We start from the raw sequence: 17,411 nt of genomic DNA on the forward strand, positions 1-17,411 counted from the left end.
GTTTCAGAGGACTACTCTGTCGACGGCCTCTCGGCCAAGGCGTCCGATGGCGGGTCTCCTCTCCTGGGCGACCGCTGCTCGCTCGGCCTGACCGCGTCCGGCAACTCGGGCTCGGTCCGCTATAAGTTCGTCTGGGAGCAGGGCGGCTGGTCCAGGTGGGGCACCATCCGCCAGCTCGGGCCCGAGGCCTCCTGCGATTGGGTGCCGGAGGTCGCCGGCGACGTCAACATCTTGGTCGACGCCGTCGATTCGGCCGGCAACGTGAGGACCTGGAGGTTCCCCGTCAGGGTGGATGCCTGTCGCCTTTCCGTGAGCGGCGGGGATACGCTCGAGTGGAGCGGCGGAATGAAGGTCAATATCTCCGCCGCGGCGGCTCCCGGCGCAAAGATTAAATTCCTTTGGGAACGGGGCTCATGGTCCAAGTGGGGCGTCATCCAGGCAGCATCTGAGTCCGCCGCCTGTACCTGGACGCCCCCGTCTTCCGGCTCCTATACTCTCTATGCCGACGTCACGGTCGGCGGGCTCACGTCGACGTCAAGACTCCCCGTTCGCATCTCAGAGGACTACTCTGTCGACGGCCTCTCGGCCAAGGCGTCCGATGGCGGGTCTCCTCTCCTGGGCGACCGCTGCTCGCTCGGCCTGACCGCGTCCGGCAACTCGGGCTCGGTCCGCTATAAGTTCGTCTGGGAGCAGGGCGGCTGGTCCAGGTGGGGCACCATCCGCCAGCTCGGGCCCGAGGCCTCCTGCGATTGGGTGCCGGAGGTCGCCGGCGACGTCAACATCTTGGTCGACGCCGTCGATTCGGCCGGCAACGTGAGGACCTGGAGGTTCCCCGTCAGGGTGGAGAGAAATCTATCTAACTTCACTTCAATAGATTTGAAATCTGATTCATCCAATTTGTGCGTAGGGGATACGCTTTCAATTACACCTCGGATTACCATCCGAAAGAATAACCAGATTTCATACAAATATGTTTGGATGCGGAACAACTGGGCTGAATGGGGTGTGATTGACTCCGGCAGAGGTAAATCCTCAATTGACTGGAGAGTCGATAAATCTGGCGCTGTCACCGTTTTTGTTGATGTTATTGATGAGGCCAACGATCAGACGATGACCTCGAAGACTGAATGCTCGATTGGCTCCGAGAAGTGGAATTACGAGTCCTTGAGTTCTTCTGCAACGCTTGTCAGGCCTAATGAAAGCACTGAGATCGATGTCAGATGCTCGGGTGATACTAATTACTTACAGTATAAGTTCGTCTGGAATAAGAATAATTGGGCTGACTGGGGCGTTGCTCAACAGGGCGCAAGTTCACACTTGCAATGGGCTCCAAAAGACGCCGGAGACTATGAATTGATCTGTGACGTTTCGGGGTCAGATGGAGTTGTCCAAACAAAAAGAACAATCATTAGCTGTTGGGATTTCTCGAGGATTACTGCAATTTCGACTGATGGCAATAATTCTTGGGGAGTTCGAGCTGATTTGGGAACGCTTGCAGCTGAAAAATCTGGGCAATTTCAGTTTAAATTTGTTTGGGCCAAGTCCGACTGGAGTAAATGGGGTGTTCTAAAAGAATTTTCCAGTGTGAATGACGCTTATTTCAATCCATCTGCACTTGGATTGCAAGATGGTTATTACGATCTTTACTGCGATGTCTTGCTTCCTGATGGCACTCTCCAGTCGAAGTCGACTCAGATTTACTACAGCCCATTTGGTAGCTCAACGGTTTTGGGGGTTAGTCGTATTGGACTCGTCACTTGGCTTACGTCGCATCAATTTGATGGCTATTATTTAGGAACGAGATATTCCGGTGGCTTCTCCTATGATAGTTGCCTTTACCCAAAAGGTGCCCCGAGATGGGATGGCTATACTGGCATGAATTGCACTGGCTTCGTGGCTCATGCTTATGCTGCGGTTGGTGGCGATGTCAATCGTATTGCGCAGAATAATAATCACTCTCCTTGGGCTGGGGGGCCAGGCGGTGGCGGCTATATTAACGCTTGGAGATGGTATGGCTATGCTCGAGATTTGGGATGCAAAATGTATGAGTTCCGTACTGTCCAAGATATGCTAAATAGTGGTTATGCTCAAAAGGGAGATATTATCTTCTTTAAGACTGACGGATCAATCGACTGTCATATTGGGTTCTTCTGGGGAGATAATCCGCATGACAATAAAATGTGGCATCAAATTCTGCCTGGGAATTTAATCGGACCCTGCTTTAACAATGCGAACAAAGGAGAGGTTCGGCAATCGGTTGTTCTGATTAAATAGTGCTTTAATTTCTGAATGGTATTTGAAGCAACTAATTGTGAAACGGTGATTCTGATAAGTAGCGCAAGCAGAAGACTTACTGGCATAATAATTACATATGGTTATATACTGGCTCAGGCTTTAGTCGGCTTTGTATATGTTCCGATGTTGTTGCAAAACATTGGACAAGACGAATATGGACTCTATCAATTGATAGGTTCTATCATGTCTTATATAGTTTCCATTAATGGGATTTTGTCTGCCGGTGTTGGGCGTTTTTATTGCAAGTATATGGCAGAGGGCAAAAATGACTTAATGGAGAATACACTCGCAATAGCTAGGCGTCTGTACTGGGTCCTATCTGTGTTCGTGATGCTAATAAGTTGCGTTCTCGCCGTGGTTGTTCGGTTTGTATATTCAGCCAGTTTTACAAACTCACAGCTTGATGAGTGTTCCGCAATGCTTGTTGTATTAGGGATCAACACAATTGTTATCATGAACAACACTATTAGCGTTGCGGCGATAACTGCTAATGAAAGGTTCGTTTTTTTGAAGGGCTCGCAATTGGCCGCCCTAATAGCTCAGCCTTTCATTGTGTATGGACTTACGACAATTTTTAAGAATGCATTAGCCGTATGTTTAGTTGTGCTTGTTACAAATGTGTTGTGCGCGGTGAGCCAGCGTTTGTTTGCTAAATATAATCTGCATATTAGTTTCAGATATCATGGCTGGGACATGAAACTGGCTAAAGGTTTGCTATTTTTTAGTGGCGCGATTGTATTGGTGACGATTGCTGACCAGATTTTCTGGAAAACCGATCAATTAATTGTCGGCTATTATTTTGGTGCCGCCGCCGTTGCGGTATATTCTGTTGGATCTCAAATCTACACGATTTATATGACAATTGGTACGGCAGCCTCTTCAGTTTTTCTTCCTCGAGTTTCAGAACTGTATTGCCAGAATAAGGATATGTCTGAAATTTCGGATCTCTTCATTAAAGTTGGTCGCATTTCCTTTATCGTCTGCGGATTTGTTCTTAGTTTATTTATTGTTCTGGGGAAAGATTTCATCATTATTTGGGCTGGTAAGGACTATATAGACGCTTTCTATATCGCCTTGATCGTAATGGTTCCATTTACCATTGACTTAATTCAGAACCTGGGACTTACCATAATGCAGGTTGCGAATGTTTACCTGTATAGGGGGTATATGTATCTTGCGATTGCGCTTGTCAACGTGGTCGTGACGATTATACTGCTCAAGCTTATGGGCATAGTGGGCGCAGCAGTTTCAACAGCCATCGCTATGGTTATAGGCAACGGTTTCTGTATGAATTGGTATTATTCTGAAAAGCTTGGGTTGAACATAAAGAAATTTTGGCTTGAAATTGCCAAACTTTCCGTCTTGGTTATTGTCGGTACGGGGGCTTTGCTGCTGCTCTATAACCTAATTAAAAGCCTTTTATCTGGCCTTGTGGTGGTTTTGGTTTCAGCAATAATTTATTTCTTTATCTATTTCTTCTTGGTTTTGATGTTTGGGCTAAACGAATCCGAAAAGACGAGCATATCTGCATTTATCAAGCGATAATCTGCGACGCTTATTAAGCAGAATAGCCTAATGTACTTTCATTACTTTTATGACCAACCGGCTTGCCTGACATTTGATTATCGAAGGCTAAGTCGGTTGGTTTTATTACTCGGTGCCAGGAAAAATGAGCGATGGCAACAGGGCGATTAGCTCAAGACTTTCAGTATCAATAGTTTTAGCTGTTCACAACAGCGTATTACTACTCGAGATAACAAATAGTGCTTATTCTTTGCCGCAAGGAACAGTAAATAGCTGTCAGGCCTGTAGGTGCTGCAAGGGACATCAGCTTTAATTGAGGGATTAAATAAGGCCTCTGAAATTGAAACAAAGTTACGTTTTTTGGTCTCATTATTGTCACTGAGCTCGTTGATCGATAGGAGATAAAGATACTGTTCCGTTCTTGTTTTCCATGCCAGTCTTTCTGTTTCTTCTCCCCAACGAGCAGCGATTTTCACTAGGCTTGAGGTGACGAAGGTTAAATCTGAAAGTTGTTTTTCCTTATAGCTGTGTGTTGCACTTTGTCCGTTTTGACAATTGTAATAATACAGCGCATCACTTATTTGTAAAACCGATCTGGCTGAATCGACTATGGGTATCATTTGCAGAAAATCTTCTGCAAAATCGATTCTCTTTGTATCGGTATTGCTTAAATCGTCAATCAGACAGTTTCTTTTGATTGCCTTTCCCCAAATTGAATTGAGTTTCCCTCGTGCCAAACATTTTCTGACTTCGGCGAGATCGTCACCTTCATAGATGCCAGACGGAAGGGCGGGATTGATAAACGGATCGTTTGAATAGTCTGGGTTTCTTGTATAGCTGAAACAGATTATGTCTGGATTGCACTTATCGATTTCGTGAGCAAGAATAGATAGGGTATCGAAGCGCAAAGAATCATCTGCATCAACAAAGACCAGGTAATCTCCGGCGCTTATCTCCGCGCCTTTTCGCCTGGCCTCATATACGCCCATATTATTTTGTCTAACGTAATGAGTATTGTTGTGAGATTCACAAAACACTTTGCAGACACTTTCAGTAGCGTCCGCTGATCCATCATTGATGAGAATAATTTCATAGCCGTCATATGTTTGTTGGTAGATGGATGATAGCGTTTCTGGCAAACTGGATGCCGCATTATATGCAGGGATAATAATTGAAAACAGCATTTAGTTCCTTTCCGTATTGGAAGAACAAGATGGTTAGTTAGAAAGCCCGTTTACAATGTCCCTGTATAAAATAAATTGACGCTTGGCAATGGCCTTCCATTGAAAGTGTTCAATTGCATACTTTCTAGCTGCATTTGCAAGTTTACAACGAAGCTCATCGTCATTGAACAGGGTGAGAATTGCGTTAGAAATGGCTTCGAGATCAGATTCTACACCGATTCCAATTCCTTTATTGTTCGCCGTTTCTTTCCATGTGGTTCCCTCGGTAACAATAATTGGGAGGCCATATGCTAGCGCTTCCAAAACAGACGTCGGGAAACCTTCAGTGCGTGAAAGTTGGATATAAAACTGCGATTTGAGAAAAGCGTCCGCTTTAGATTGACCATTAACTGGACCATTTAATAAAACAATATCGGATACTTGATTGTCGGCAATAAGTAGTTCCAGTTTGGCCATAGACCCATCTTCGTCTGGACCGTAGATGTAGATTTTAGCTCCGAGTCCTCTTAGCTCATCAGCAATTAGCGGCAGACTTTTGATCAGTAGATCAAGACCTTTGACCTCTATATCTAGGCGGCCAATAAAAAGCGCGATGCGGCTGTCTAAGTTTGAGGCTTTGGCTTTTGGGATGCTAACACCATTTGGAATAATTCTTGCTTTCCTATGTTTAAAGCCGTTTGAACTCATCGCCTCTTTTTTCGATAGAAAATGGATACAATCAGCATTGCGAATAAAGGCGTTATAGAAGAAAACATTAAGCAATTGTTTAGCTAAATGATGCTGTTCTTGCGCCACATATGTTAGAGACCCATGTGGTGTGATGATGTATGGGATCGCACGTCTTCTGAGCCAATGGCTTAGTTTAATGTGATCCGGCCTATATATCTCATGAAATATTACGAGTGACGGATTGCAAAACGGTTCAGGAAGTTTTTCTATGCATGACTGAAAGAAGACGGGATATTTCGCATCTTTAGGTCTGTAGTTTGTAAGATTTAATAGAGCTATATTCATTTCCTGTATTTCTGACTGCTCATTTAGGTATTGAGGCACCACTGTAGACACGCCAGAAGCGAAATCACTTGTAATATATGCCACATGAAGGACTATTAAACTATCGGTAGTTTTCATTAGCGTTTGCTCCCGCAGCGGTGTTGGAGGTTTTAGTTGACAGATTCACAGTTGGTTTCAGTGCTCATGCCTTGTTATAGGGAGAGCGTCAAAGATTTTACTGAGGCACTAGCGTCTATTTTAAAGCAGACCTATCATCGAATCGAGGTGGTTGTTGTTTTTGATAATCCAGATGACAACACACTTTACGATATTGCTCAAAACTATAGCTCTCATGACAGCAGGATTTGCCTCGTGAGAAATGAACGCAATCTTGGTCTTGCTGCATCTTTGGAAAGGGCGTTCAAGGTCTCACGCGGTCAGTATATCTGCCGAATGGACTCAGATGACATTTCTGAGGCGCAGCGCATTGAACGGCAGTTGTCGTATCTTGAAGAACATGAGCTTGACCTAGTGGGTTCTTATTTGAACGCCATTGACGAAGACGGTAGTCAATTATATCTCGTTGATTCAATTCCAAGTTCGAGTGAAGGCGTTAGGCGTTCTCTTATGATTAGAAATTGCGTACCTCATCCGAGTTGGTTTGGAAGAAGGTCTGTATTTGAAATGGGGTATCGGTCTGTTCCGCTAGCAGAAGATTATGACTTACTGTTGCGTGCCGAGCTGGAAGGGTTCACTATTGGAAATGTTCCAGAGCCGCTCATTCGATACAGAATGACTGTTAATAGCATTTCGCGTAGCAATTTGTATAAACAGTTCGTTGTTTCTCAGTGTTTACGTTCAGCTTTCAAAGAGGGTCGATCACTGGATGTCGATAAGATTGATACAATCGTCGCCGAGCGGTTCGATCGGCGCCGAGCTGAGAACTATCTAAAGGCAAATGCATTATTTAATAATGGGTTGAGAAATATTCATTCTGGTAATCGAGCAAAAGGTATTTTCCAATTGCTTCAAATCCCATTTTGCTCTAAGTCGTATTTAATGAATGTCATTAATATGGCGCGTGTGGTTGCAATTAAAACTTTTGAGAAAACCTCGTAGTTGTGCACCTACGCTTAGAGAGACATGGCGTAACCATGCCGTTCGACACTCGTAAGATTGCTAGCTTTGAAATCTAGGGCGAGGTTTGTTGCGGGGTTCTCGATGCCGTGTGCACCATTCGTGGTTGATTTCCGATCTCAGCCGAACACGCTGCGCAGATAGTTCGTATCCGCGGCTAGCCGAACGCCCCCGCGGCCCCCATGGACCCCGGGGGCTCCGTTTCCCCAGTTGAAGGAACGGTGGATATGTGTTCGATAGGTCCGGGGGCCATTCTCCGCCCTCAGTCTGGCACCTCTTTCCAGACTCAGCTGGACGGTCGGTCCGCCTATTCCGTTTTGCCTTTGGGCTAGGCCAGCGGGGCGACGCGCCTCTCTGCGCGTGCCCTCTCGATGAGGCTCGGCGTCAGGTCGAGTCTTCCGATGGGCACGTCCTCCAGGCTGTAGGCGTCTAGCAGCGCCTCCGCATCGCCGCCGAGCATCGCCTTGGAGGCGCGCGGGCGTCCAGCTCCAGCATCTTCTGGCCCGTGTCCCTTTCGTGTCTGGTGAGCCTGCCGTAGACACTCGGGGTTGCCTTCTCGGAACCCTTTTTCTTTTTTCCGGACATGCTGTCCTTCGAGTCCCCGGGGCCAACCGGTTCGGCTCTCAGGGTAACGGGTTCCCACATTCATCCGTCCATGTACGGATGAATGTGGGAAGTGTTCTGATTAAGTTGATAATCAAGGGTGCACCATTCGTTGTGTCTATTTAACCATTTGTATATCTCTCGCTATAATAATGAGAAAAACTAGAGATCGGTTTATGTGTATATGACACCCAAAACTCTTATCGCTATTCCTGCTTATAATGAGGAGGAATGCATAGAAAAGACGATATGCGAGCTCAGGCAATTTGCACCTGAGTTTGATTTTGTTGTTATCAATGATGGGTCTCGAGATCGAACGCTAGCTATCTGCAAGGATCTTGGTTGTGACATCATTGATATGCCCATTAACTGTGGTTTGACCGTTGGGTTTCAGACGGCTGCGCGTTATGCGGTTGATCATGGATATGACTATATGGTTCAGTTTGATGCTGACGGCCAGCATTGTCCGGAATATATAAAGGTCCTTGTTGATAGGGCTCAATCTGATGGATCAGATATTGTCATTGGCTCTAGGTTTGTAAGCGTGCGCAAAGACAAGACGCTTCGCATGATCGGCTCGCGTATGATTACGGTGCTAATAAAGATTCTGACAGGCAAGAGGATCAGTGACCCAACGTCTGGATTTAGGCTATTTGGGCGGGATATTCTTAAGAAATACTATTACGACAATACCTTAAATCCGGAACCAGAATCTCTCGCTCTCTTTTTGAAGCAAGGGTATTCCATTTCAGAGGTACAGGTTAAGATGCGCGAGCGTCAAGGTGGCGAGAGCTATCTTAACCCTGTTAGGTCTATGCAGTATATGGTTCGTGTTTTCGTTACGCTCCTTGTCGTTCAGTGGTTTAGGTGATCCATTTGCCGGTCTCTCTTCGTATTTTGCTTCTTGTTTGCGCTGTTTTGGTATTCGTGTTCGTATTGCGCAAATTAAAAAAATCCCAAATGCAAGTTTTGGATTCTCTGTTTTGGCTGCTATTCAGCGTCAGTTTTGTAATTTTGGGCGTTTTTCCACAAGTTGCAATGTGGCTTTCAAGTCTATTTGGTTTCATGTCGGCTTCTAACTTCGTGTTCCTTTACGTTATTGCCGTTCTTGTGGTCCGTGATTTCTGTAATTCTCTTCGCCTCTCTCGACAGGAAGAGCGTTTAAACTCGCTTGTTCAGGCTGTTGCGTTAAGTAGGGAGAAGGAAAAGTAGGCTATGCGTTTCGCTTTAGCGTATAAATCATCTCGATGTGAATGTCCCTACTTATATTACTTTCAACAGTTGTGAACAGTGCTTGGTGCCCATACTTGTCATCCAGACGACTGGGAACGATTCTTCTAGGGCCCTTGCAGCTTGATTCGGATAAAGGTGAATTAGCTCCGTGTTGTCTCGATGCGTAAACCAAAAGCAAATAATGAAAGCCGTCTTCGTTGCTCTTCTCTTTATTGTCGAGCTTCTGTGCATGAAGCACTTTTATGCGAACCACTCTGTCTCACAGCTGTTTGTTTTAGCGCTCTATTGCGTCGTTGTAGATGTTGCCATTTGGCAATCATATTGTGTCTTCCTTTCCTCAGATGATGAAAAAAAGCGTGACAACTGTTCTGGTCGCTGCGCTCAATTATTAGTCCTGTTGCTTGCGGCATTTGCTGTGGCGGTCATCTGGGAGGGCTGTACCGTTCTTGGCTCGCCGGCTTCTCATTTCTCGAATATTGCTGACTGGAATAAAAAGCGGCTCATATTCTTTTTTCTGATTTCCTATTGCGCAATACTCTATTTATTCCAAAGCGGCTTTTCTCTGAAAGCGTTGTTCCATTCTGCTTCGGCGAGGGTCAAGGCTACCGACTACGTTTCCCTGCTGATTATCGCATTCTTTATTGTTTTTGGCTGCTCTACGATTGCATTCGTGAATGGGTTCATTAATGCTGTTGTTTATTTCCTGCTGGTAGTCATAACTTCGGTTTTCACGGCTTGCTCGGGCATTCGAAAGAGAAACTCTGCCCTTCCTGTTGCTTTCTTTATCGCTGCATTCTCAATTGGTGTTTTCCTTGTGGTGAGCACTCCGATAACGACGGGTATTTCATGGGATGATCAAATTCACTATTCCAATGCCCTTTCGACATCTTATTTATTTGAAACTCAAAAAACTGATACGGATATTAAATTTACTGACGAAGCGGTCCGTCGTGCACAGGGCTATGAAGAGCCCTCTCTTTCCCATTTTGATCGAGCGGAAATTCTTGAGCATGCTAGGCAGTTGAATGGCTCCTATAGATCTGATATCGCTTCTGGTCATGTGCAAGTTAACAAGCATGAAGAATTCGTTTATACGCTTAGCAGCATTGGGTATATTCCATCGGCAATTGGCCTTTGGCTCGCTCGCCTTCTGCATTTCGATTTTTCTTCTATGATTCAATTCGCTCGGATTTGCAATTTATTTAGTTACTGTCTTGCAATTGCCATTGCAATCAAGGTTACGCCCTCAAAAAAGGGACTATTTGCTTTTGTGGGAATGCTGCCAACTTCGATCTTTCTTGCGTCATGTTTCTCTTATGATGCATGGCTCATTTCGTTTATCATTCTCGGTTTTGCTTATTTTTTGAGGTATGCATGGGGTGATTTAAATGAATTTACAGTTCGCAATATAGCACTCGCATTTTTATTTACCTTTTTAGGACTCGCAGTCAAAGCTGTGTATTTTCCGATAATCGGTCTTTTCTTTATGGTTCCGCGTAATCGTTTTGCGGGCTCGAAGCAACGAGTTCATTACTATGCCGCCGTGTTTGTTTTGGGCTTGATTGCTTTTGCCTCATTTGCGCTTCCGTTCTTGTTTTCAACGGCCAGCGGATCTAACGTTGGCGATATGCGAGGCGGCTCCGATGTTAACTCTGGTCAGCAAATCGCTTTCATTCTCGCCGATCCATTGCGCTACGCGGAAATACTCGCCAATTATTTTTCAACTTATTATTTAAATCCGATAACCTCTTCTGGATATGCATTGAACTTTGCATACCTTGGATCGCTTGCTGCTCAGATTTCTGTAAATGCAATCCGTGGGTTGGTTCAGGTGCTTCCAGCTGTTTGCCTATTGTTGTTTGGGCTTTTTTCGGCCGATTCGATTAGCGTGAATCATATTGGTCTCGCACAATTTCTTTGGGCCTCATTTGTGTTTTTGTTTACGGTGATTTTGGTGGCAACTGCACTTTATGTGTCTTTTACTCCCGTTGGATTGGGGACAGTTAATGGTTGCCAGAGTCGCTACCTTTTGCCACTTCTGGTTCCGTGCCTATCGTTTATTCTTAACCAGAGCCGCTTGGTCTTTGGGGACAGTAAACGATTCATATTGATATGCCTCGTATTCCCGTTTGCTTTGGCTACGATTTGCGAGTTTGTTTTAGTTGTTGGAAAGTGTTGCTGATATGGGCATAGTTTTTAATACCGAATTTAACAATAAACTAAATTGCCGTGGCGACGGCAAGCTATATCTACTGTATAAAGCCTCATCCGTTTTCCCGGATGCTGTGGAGTCGCAATCACCCAATGGGCAAATTCTGCCCGCAAGAATCATCCCTTTTTCAGAGACTGAATTTATTGTTGTCCTTGCCGATTTTGGTGTCGACCAATCTCTTTCTTTCTTTAGCGGAGATAAAATAATTTATCAGCGTCGCATCAATCCTGGCAAGTTTTCGATTGAGTCGAAAGTTAACGGCTTGCTGCACGCGGAGCATTGTGGACGATTTCGCAATATTGACCGTTCTGGCGTGCATGCGCTCGCTTCTATCCAAATTGAGAGCTTTATTCCCTGCGTTGATGGCGTAATCGTTAGAGGTGTTCTTTCGGGTACTGATTGCCTTGAGGGTGATCGTATTATCGCTTTTAATGAAGAAGCCTGCGTTGTTGGGGAATCTTTGTTATTTAATAACTTAATAGCCGATGCGAATCCTTGTTTAACAAATTTCTCGCTTCATATTCCTGAGGTCGGGGATCGCCTGTGCATTTGCATGCACAGGGCTTCTGGTCATCTGGATACGTTTATCAATCTAAAGAAAGATATGCTCAAGGAGCTTTTGGATGAGGTCGATCGGAACCATGTGTCCGCATTCGATCAACCCCGTTATTTGTCCTGGTTTTCTGGGCGCAGATTGACTGGATCCGATTCGCGGGTACAAGCGCAAATAAAGTTTGCATACCAGCCCTTGTTTTCAATCATCGTTCCTCTATATAAGACTCCCTTGAATTTCTTCAGGGATATGGCTGATTCTGTCATTGCTCAGACGTATTCGAATTGGGAACTCATCCTGGTTAACTCTACGCCAGATTACGAGGGCCTTAGCGACTTGGTCTCCGAGTATGTGACTGCAGACTCTAGAATTAAAGTGACTAATCTTGAGGGCAATCTAGGTATCACTGAGAACACCAATGTCGGAATCAAGATGGCCAAGGGAGACTACCTCTGCTTTTTCGATCATGATGATGTTCTCGAACCGAATATCTTGTTTGAGTACGCCTGTGCTTTAAATCAAAATGCTGAAATCAATCTTCTTTATTGTGATGAAGATAAGCTATTGCCTGACGGGTCCTTGGCTCATCCTACTTTTAAGCCGGATTTTAGTCTTGATATGGCTCGTGACAACAATTATATTTGCCACCTTCTTACTGTTAAAAGGGCATGTTTAGACAGAATTGACCTTTCTAACGGCGAGTTGGATGGCGCCCAAGACCATGCCATGGTGCTGAAGATTGCCGAACTTGGTGGGACGATCCATCACGTTCCTAAAATCTTGTATCACTGGAGAATAAGCGAGAATTCGACTGCGGGTAATTCCGATAGTAAGCCCTATGCAACCCTTGCTGGAATAAAAGCGGTTCAGGAGCACCTTGATAGATGCGGTATCAAGGCGACTGTGGTCAACTCTCATAATCGTGCTTTTAGATATAGCCCTATTTATGATGTTTCTTCATCTGAGTCCTGTTCATTAATCGTTACCACCCGCGGCAATTCTTCGGTTCTTTCGACTCTTGTATCTTCAATCAATGACACCGATTTTGATGATCTTGAAGTTGTTTTCGTGTGCTCGCAGGATGCGGAAGCCGCTGTTCAACAATCGGTCTCTGGACTTCGTTGTCGCCATATCGTTCACGCGCTTGATGACCCGTTTAATATATCTGCATGGAGAAATGCCGGTGCTCTTGCCGCGCATGGCGAGCAACTCGTCTTTGTTCATGATGATATTCAGGCGCTAGACTCCTTGTGGCTAAAGACTCTCGTTGGTTTTTCCCAACGAGAGGATGTTGGCGTTGTTGGAACAATGACGTGCGATCTTGACGGCATTGTGCAGCAGGCAGGCCTGTCTTATGTTGGAGAATCAATCGTCAACCTATCGCAAGGCATTCATCGCTCTTCTCCTGGCTATATCTATTTGCCATTGACCGTGAGGGATGTATCGGCGGTGAGTGGTGTCTGTTTAGCTATTTCACGCGAACATTTTAATCGTCTGGGTGGTTTTGATGAGTCGTATCTTCTTGACTATTCGGATGTTGATATTTGCTTCAAGTCTTCTCAAGCTGGGTTAAAAGTGATTTATACACCAGAGGCATGTCTCTACCATATGGCATGTGTTGACAAATCCCTTGATAGTAAATCTCGCTCTCATAAGCATTTTGAGGATAAGGCACGATTGTTGCATAACTGGTCCGAGCGTTTCTCTGAGGGAGATCCATGGTTCTCCGTTAACTTTTCTCGAGATCCCAAGCGCGCAGCGTTATATAAGTTCGATCCTTTTGACTACGAAGCGATTTGAGTGCTTTAAATGAAACAAATTGCCTGGATAATATCTCCGCCGGTAAAGGGTTCTGGCGGCTTTCGAACCATCTGCAGCAAGGCTTCCTTTCTAGATTCTCGCGGATATGAGAACTACTTTTACATTATGCCGGGCTGTGAAGCATACAAAAGTGCTCATAGAGTTCAGACCGAAATAAAGGATTGGTTTGGTTATTCGCCTAAAGAGGTTCTTGTGGCTCCGAGTGTGCCCGAGGATTTTTTTGCAGTAATCGCCACCGCTTGGAATACGGCGCACTTTGCATCTATGCAGATGTGCGCCCATAAGTTCTACTTCATTCAGGATTTTGAACCTTGGTTCTATCCGATGGGGGAGATGTATCTAAATGCCGAAGCAAGTTATCGTTATGAACTAAACCCCATAACGATAGGCAGATGGCTTTCTAAAAAAGTTGAACCCTATTATTCGCATGAAGTCCCATATTGTGATTTTGGCGTTAGCGATATATATACTGCGCAGGAACAAAATCTAAGCAGAGAGTATGCCGTCTGTGCTATTTATCAATCCAATAAGGATTGGCGTTTGTCTGGCATGTTGCTTGATGCAATTAAATTGCTTCTCAAGCTCGACGATGCAGTTGTCGTATATTTATACGGCGAAGACGCAATGCCTCCCATTCGTGATCCACGTGTACGCAGCCTCGGCATCTTGACTGCTGATGAATGCGCCTCGCTTTATGCCAAGTGTGTTGCCGGCGTATCGTTGAGCGTGACTAATCCCTCTCGCCTGCCTTTCGAAATGCTTGCATCGAAGCTCTCGGTAATTGAAATATACCGTGAGAATAACCTACTCGACTTTCCGGAGGGCACCATCCACCTCGCTGAGCCCTCTGCTTGTGGCATTGCTTCTTCTATTCTTGAGGCTCTTTCAGGCTCAAAATGCGATTCGCCTAATCGATTTAGCTGTACGTCGATTGAGCGTGAAAATGAAATGTTCTTCGAGGCCTTTACGCGTTATCTGAATGAAGAGCCATCTTTGGCTAGCGGGAAGTCCGCCTTCGGGAATGTACTAAAAACTGAAGAACAAAGTAAGGTCTTCTTGCTCAGCGATCGTCTTGCTGATGCTCGATTGCGATCGTCTGCCATGTCTCAAACGCTCATTCAAGCTTCTTCTGTTGATTTGACTGTGCGTTTTGAGTCGGCTTTGATGCCTGTGAATGTTCGCGCGGCTGCTTGGCGTGCCGATGATCAGTCTGATATTCGCTGGATTAGTCTTGAATCTAGGGACGGCCATTTTGCGGGGCATGTTCCACTGTTTTTAAATGATGATGAAGAGGCGTATCTTCGCATTCATATATACTCTTTTGCGGAAGACGGCAAAAATCCGCTTTGTGTCGCCGAGCTAAGCCAACTTGTCTGTCTTTCGCCTTCTTGCAACGCTCGTCCTGTTGTTCGTTCGGTTGAAAGTGGCACATGCAGCGTGTCTGCCGTTTTTAACCTATCTGATGAATATTGTGAACCGTGTCAGCCTTCTGCATCGACGGGTGTCGATGGCGGTCACGTTGCTCTACTCAAACGTTTATTTCGGAGAAACTAATGGCGCGCTTTAACCAATGGACTCAGCTACTTAAAGCCTCTGCGACATCGCGCAGGCACGATGAAAAATCCGATGGTGTTAAGCAAGAACGCTATCTCCTTTTGGATACGGCTATGGGAAGCGAGAACTCTGGTGACCATGTGATCATGGATGCCTGTGGCTGTATCGCGGATCAAATCTTTGGCGGTGCGTTGCCCCATGTGGCAACGCACTATTATTCCAAAGAGCTTGAAATGTATCCTGAACACGTAAAGCTCTTGTGCGGCACAAATATTCTGTATACGCATATGGCTGATCAGCAGCAATGGGCGCTTGCCAAGCGGTTGGGCAATAATAGAAATGTTGTTTTGTTCGGCGTGGGCATGTCTGACATTGGGGTGGACGATGCTATCGACGCCTATACAAAGAAGTTCTATAAAACCTTGCTATCCGATGAATATCTTCATAGTGTTCGAGATGAAATGACTAAGAAGAGGCTTAACTCTATTGGCATAGAGAATGTTCTTAATACCGCATGTCCGACCATGTGGTCGTTAACCCTATCTAAGCAACTCGAGATTTCCTCCAAGCGTTCTAAAAACGTTGTTACGTCAATTACCGATTATTGTTTCGATGCGGAACGTGACCGTAAGATGCTGGAATTGCTGTCGTCGGAATACGAAAAGGTAACGATCTGGGTTCAAGGAAGCCATGATGTTGATTGGTGTCTTGATCAAATAGTCGATCTGACGCAATTTAATGTTATTGGCCCCAATATCGAAGACCTTAATCGTGTAATTGAAACCGAGGAGTTTGATTATGTGGGGACGCGTCTCCATGCGGGCATTCGCTGTTTAAATGGAGGTCATCGCTCCCTAATCATTGCAATTGATAATCGAGCCCGTCAGATCGGTGAAGATACGGGACTTCCCGTTCTTGAGCGCGAGGCTGTGTATCTCCTTAAGATGGCTGATTGGATTAACCATCCCGTAAAAACGGAGATCGACCTTCCCTGGGCAAGCATTGATAAATGGAAGAAACAGTTTAATTAGCTGTATTTCTTGGCTTTTGCTTTTCCTATTTCTTATCGTGCGGCGCCCCTGGCGTTTCTCCGATTATCCAACCCATATTTGTGGCTCGAATTAGATTTGTCAACATATAGGCGACTGATCCAAATCCAATCAGGTTAATTGCTGCCATCGCCATTGGGGCTATGTTGGCCCAGTAGGTAAAAGAAATGTAAACCAGTGGAGAATGAAAAAGATAAATTCCCATACTGTTTTTGCTAACCTTTTCGGTTAGCAGGTTTGCCTTTTGGGGGATGACGCAATAAATTGATGCAACCGCCATGCAAGTAAGGGCGGTGGAAGCAATGGGGGGCACCACTTGTTTTAGTAAGTTTACAAGGAATACTAGTATTAGGACTATTGATAGGCTTTTACGCTTTTTATAACTCTCGAACCATTTGTTTGCTTCCAAGTAGTGGATTGTTAGGCCAAGCGTAAACCATATCGCATTCGCTTCTGCCAAATTGATATACCTGTTCGATGACGGTATTCCAAAATGGTAAAGATAAATTGAAGCGCCGAAAACTATCGGAACCTTAAAACATGCTAGAGGGCTCTTATCGAGTATTTGAAAGATGCACGACGTGGCTGCTGTAATGAAAAATAGGGTCGGGAGAAACCAAAGGTGACCGTTGTCTTCTCCCAACAGAATTGATTTAAAAATGATGTGCGGTATAGATAGGCCATTGTAGTAGGGATACTTAACGAGCATCCTGATGGGGAAGAGCCAACATATTCCAATCATGATATAGGGGATAATTAAGCGTTGAGCTTTTTTAATGACCTGATTTATAAAATCGCTTGATCGATTCCAGCTCCATAAAAAACAAAAGCCAGATAACGAAAAGAACAAGGGCATCTGGATTCCGTTAATTAAGAATTTGAGATTATCCAACAGAATTGATTTTTGTTCAGTTGGATAATATCCCCACGCACTTGAATACAGAATAATGCTGTGGCCTAGGACTACAAGGAATATTGCAAGGGCCCTCACGTTCGTTATGTCGTCTCTACGGGTTGTGTCCTTGCGGTTGTTCATCAATTGCTTCTTTCGTTAATATTGAGAAGGTTTAACTTAAAGAATATCAAACTCTTACTAACCGCTTGATTTATAACTATTTTCGATTACAGAGGACGGATTATATGAAAGGCATCATCCTCGCCGGCGGGTCCGGCACCCGCCTGTACCCGCTCACGCTCGTGACCTCCAAGCAGCTGCTGCCGGTCTACGACAAGCCCATGATCTACTACCCGCT

At 45.1% G+C, this 17,411-nt stretch carries 13 protein-coding genes; 10 read left to right on the plus strand and 3 right to left on the minus strand.

Features of this window, described 5'->3' with window-relative positions; translation table 11 throughout:
• Together I2E45_RS09100 and I2E45_RS09105 are read left to right on the plus strand one after the other, a co-directional pair.
• The coding region (locus I2E45_RS09100) for an NlpC/P60 family protein (RefSeq protein ID WP_195445833.1) at positions 1-2,274 on the plus strand (2,274 nt) is incomplete at its 5' end.
• Positions 2,275-2,289: 15 nt separating this feature from the next.
• The gene (locus I2E45_RS09105) at positions 2,290-3,840 is read left to right on the plus strand and encodes an oligosaccharide flippase family protein (protein ID WP_082437869.1); all 1,551 of its coding nucleotides are present in this window, start codon (positions 2,290-2,292) and stop codon (positions 3,838-3,840) included.
• Positions 3,841-3,986: 146 nt separating this feature from the next.
• Here the strand turns inward: I2E45_RS09105 and I2E45_RS09110 are convergent, their stop codons facing one another.
• Positions 3,987-5,003 (minus strand): glycosyltransferase family 2 protein, encoded by a 1,017-nt coding sequence (locus I2E45_RS09110; RefSeq protein WP_195445835.1) that lies wholly within the window; start codon positions 5,001-5,003, stop codon positions 3,987-3,989.
• Between the two features lie 33 nt (positions 5,004-5,036).
• A complete protein-coding gene (locus tag I2E45_RS09115; RefSeq protein ID WP_195445836.1) occupies positions 5,037-6,134 on the minus strand; it encodes a glycosyltransferase in 1,098 nt (365 codons plus the stop codon).
• Between the two features lie 36 nt (positions 6,135-6,170).
• On the opposite strand from I2E45_RS09115, the gene I2E45_RS09120 reads away from it, so the two are divergent.
• The 7 genes from I2E45_RS09120 to I2E45_RS09150 all read left to right on the plus strand — a co-directional run bounded on the left by I2E45_RS09120 (position 6,171) and on the right by I2E45_RS09150 (position 16,140).
• On the plus strand, positions 6,171-7,115 hold the full coding sequence (locus I2E45_RS09120; protein WP_195445838.1) for a glycosyltransferase family 2 protein: 945 nt from the start codon (positions 6,171-6,173) through the stop codon (positions 7,113-7,115).
• 805 nt (positions 7,116-7,920) lie between these two features.
• A complete protein-coding gene (locus I2E45_RS09125; protein WP_195445844.1) occupies positions 7,921-8,607 on the plus strand; it encodes a glycosyltransferase family 2 protein in 687 nt (228 codons plus the stop codon).
• Complete coding sequence (locus I2E45_RS09130) at positions 8,604-8,948, plus strand: DUF2304 domain-containing protein (RefSeq protein WP_225093670.1); 345 nt, start codon at positions 8,604-8,606, stop codon at positions 8,946-8,948. The genes I2E45_RS09125 and I2E45_RS09130 overlap by 4 nt, the downstream gene beginning before the upstream one ends.
• A 202-nt stretch (positions 8,949-9,150) precedes the next feature.
• Complete coding sequence (locus tag I2E45_RS09135; RefSeq protein WP_195445839.1) at positions 9,151-11,151, plus strand: DUF2142 domain-containing protein; 2,001 nt, start codon at positions 9,151-9,153, stop codon at positions 11,149-11,151.
• A gap of 1 nt (position 11,152) precedes the next feature.
• Positions 11,153-13,534 (plus strand): glycosyltransferase, encoded by a 2,382-nt coding sequence (locus I2E45_RS09140; protein WP_195445840.1) that lies wholly within the window; start codon positions 11,153-11,155, stop codon positions 13,532-13,534.
• A gap of 9 nt (positions 13,535-13,543) precedes the next feature.
• Positions 13,544-15,109 carry a rhamnosyltransferase WsaF family glycosyltransferase gene (locus I2E45_RS09145; protein WP_195445841.1) on the plus strand — a complete coding sequence of 522 codons (1,566 nt, stop codon included), beginning with the start codon at positions 13,544-13,546 and terminating at the stop codon, positions 15,107-15,109.
• Positions 15,109-16,140: a polysaccharide pyruvyl transferase family protein gene (locus tag I2E45_RS09150; RefSeq protein WP_195445842.1), complete on the plus strand. Its 1,032-nt coding sequence runs from the start codon at positions 15,109-15,111 to the stop codon at positions 16,138-16,140. Before I2E45_RS09145 ends, I2E45_RS09150 begins: the two co-directional genes overlap by 1 nt.
• A gap of 25 nt (positions 16,141-16,165) precedes the next feature.
• Here I2E45_RS09150 and I2E45_RS09155 read toward each other — a convergent pair whose 3' ends face one another.
• Positions 16,166-17,194: an acyltransferase family protein gene (locus I2E45_RS09155; RefSeq protein ID WP_195445843.1), complete on the minus strand. Its 1,029-nt coding sequence runs from the start codon at positions 17,192-17,194 to the stop codon at positions 16,166-16,168.
• Positions 17,195-17,298: 104 nt separating this feature from the next.
• Between I2E45_RS09155 and I2E45_RS09160 the strand changes: the two genes are divergently transcribed.
• The coding region (locus I2E45_RS09160) for a sugar phosphate nucleotidyltransferase (protein WP_267472630.1) at positions 17,299-17,411 on the plus strand (113 nt) is incomplete at its 3' end.

It is taken from the genome of Collinsella aerofaciens, from assembly GCF_015555045.1.
GTDB lineage: Bacteria > Actinomycetota > Coriobacteriia > Coriobacteriales > Coriobacteriaceae > Collinsella > Collinsella aerofaciens_W.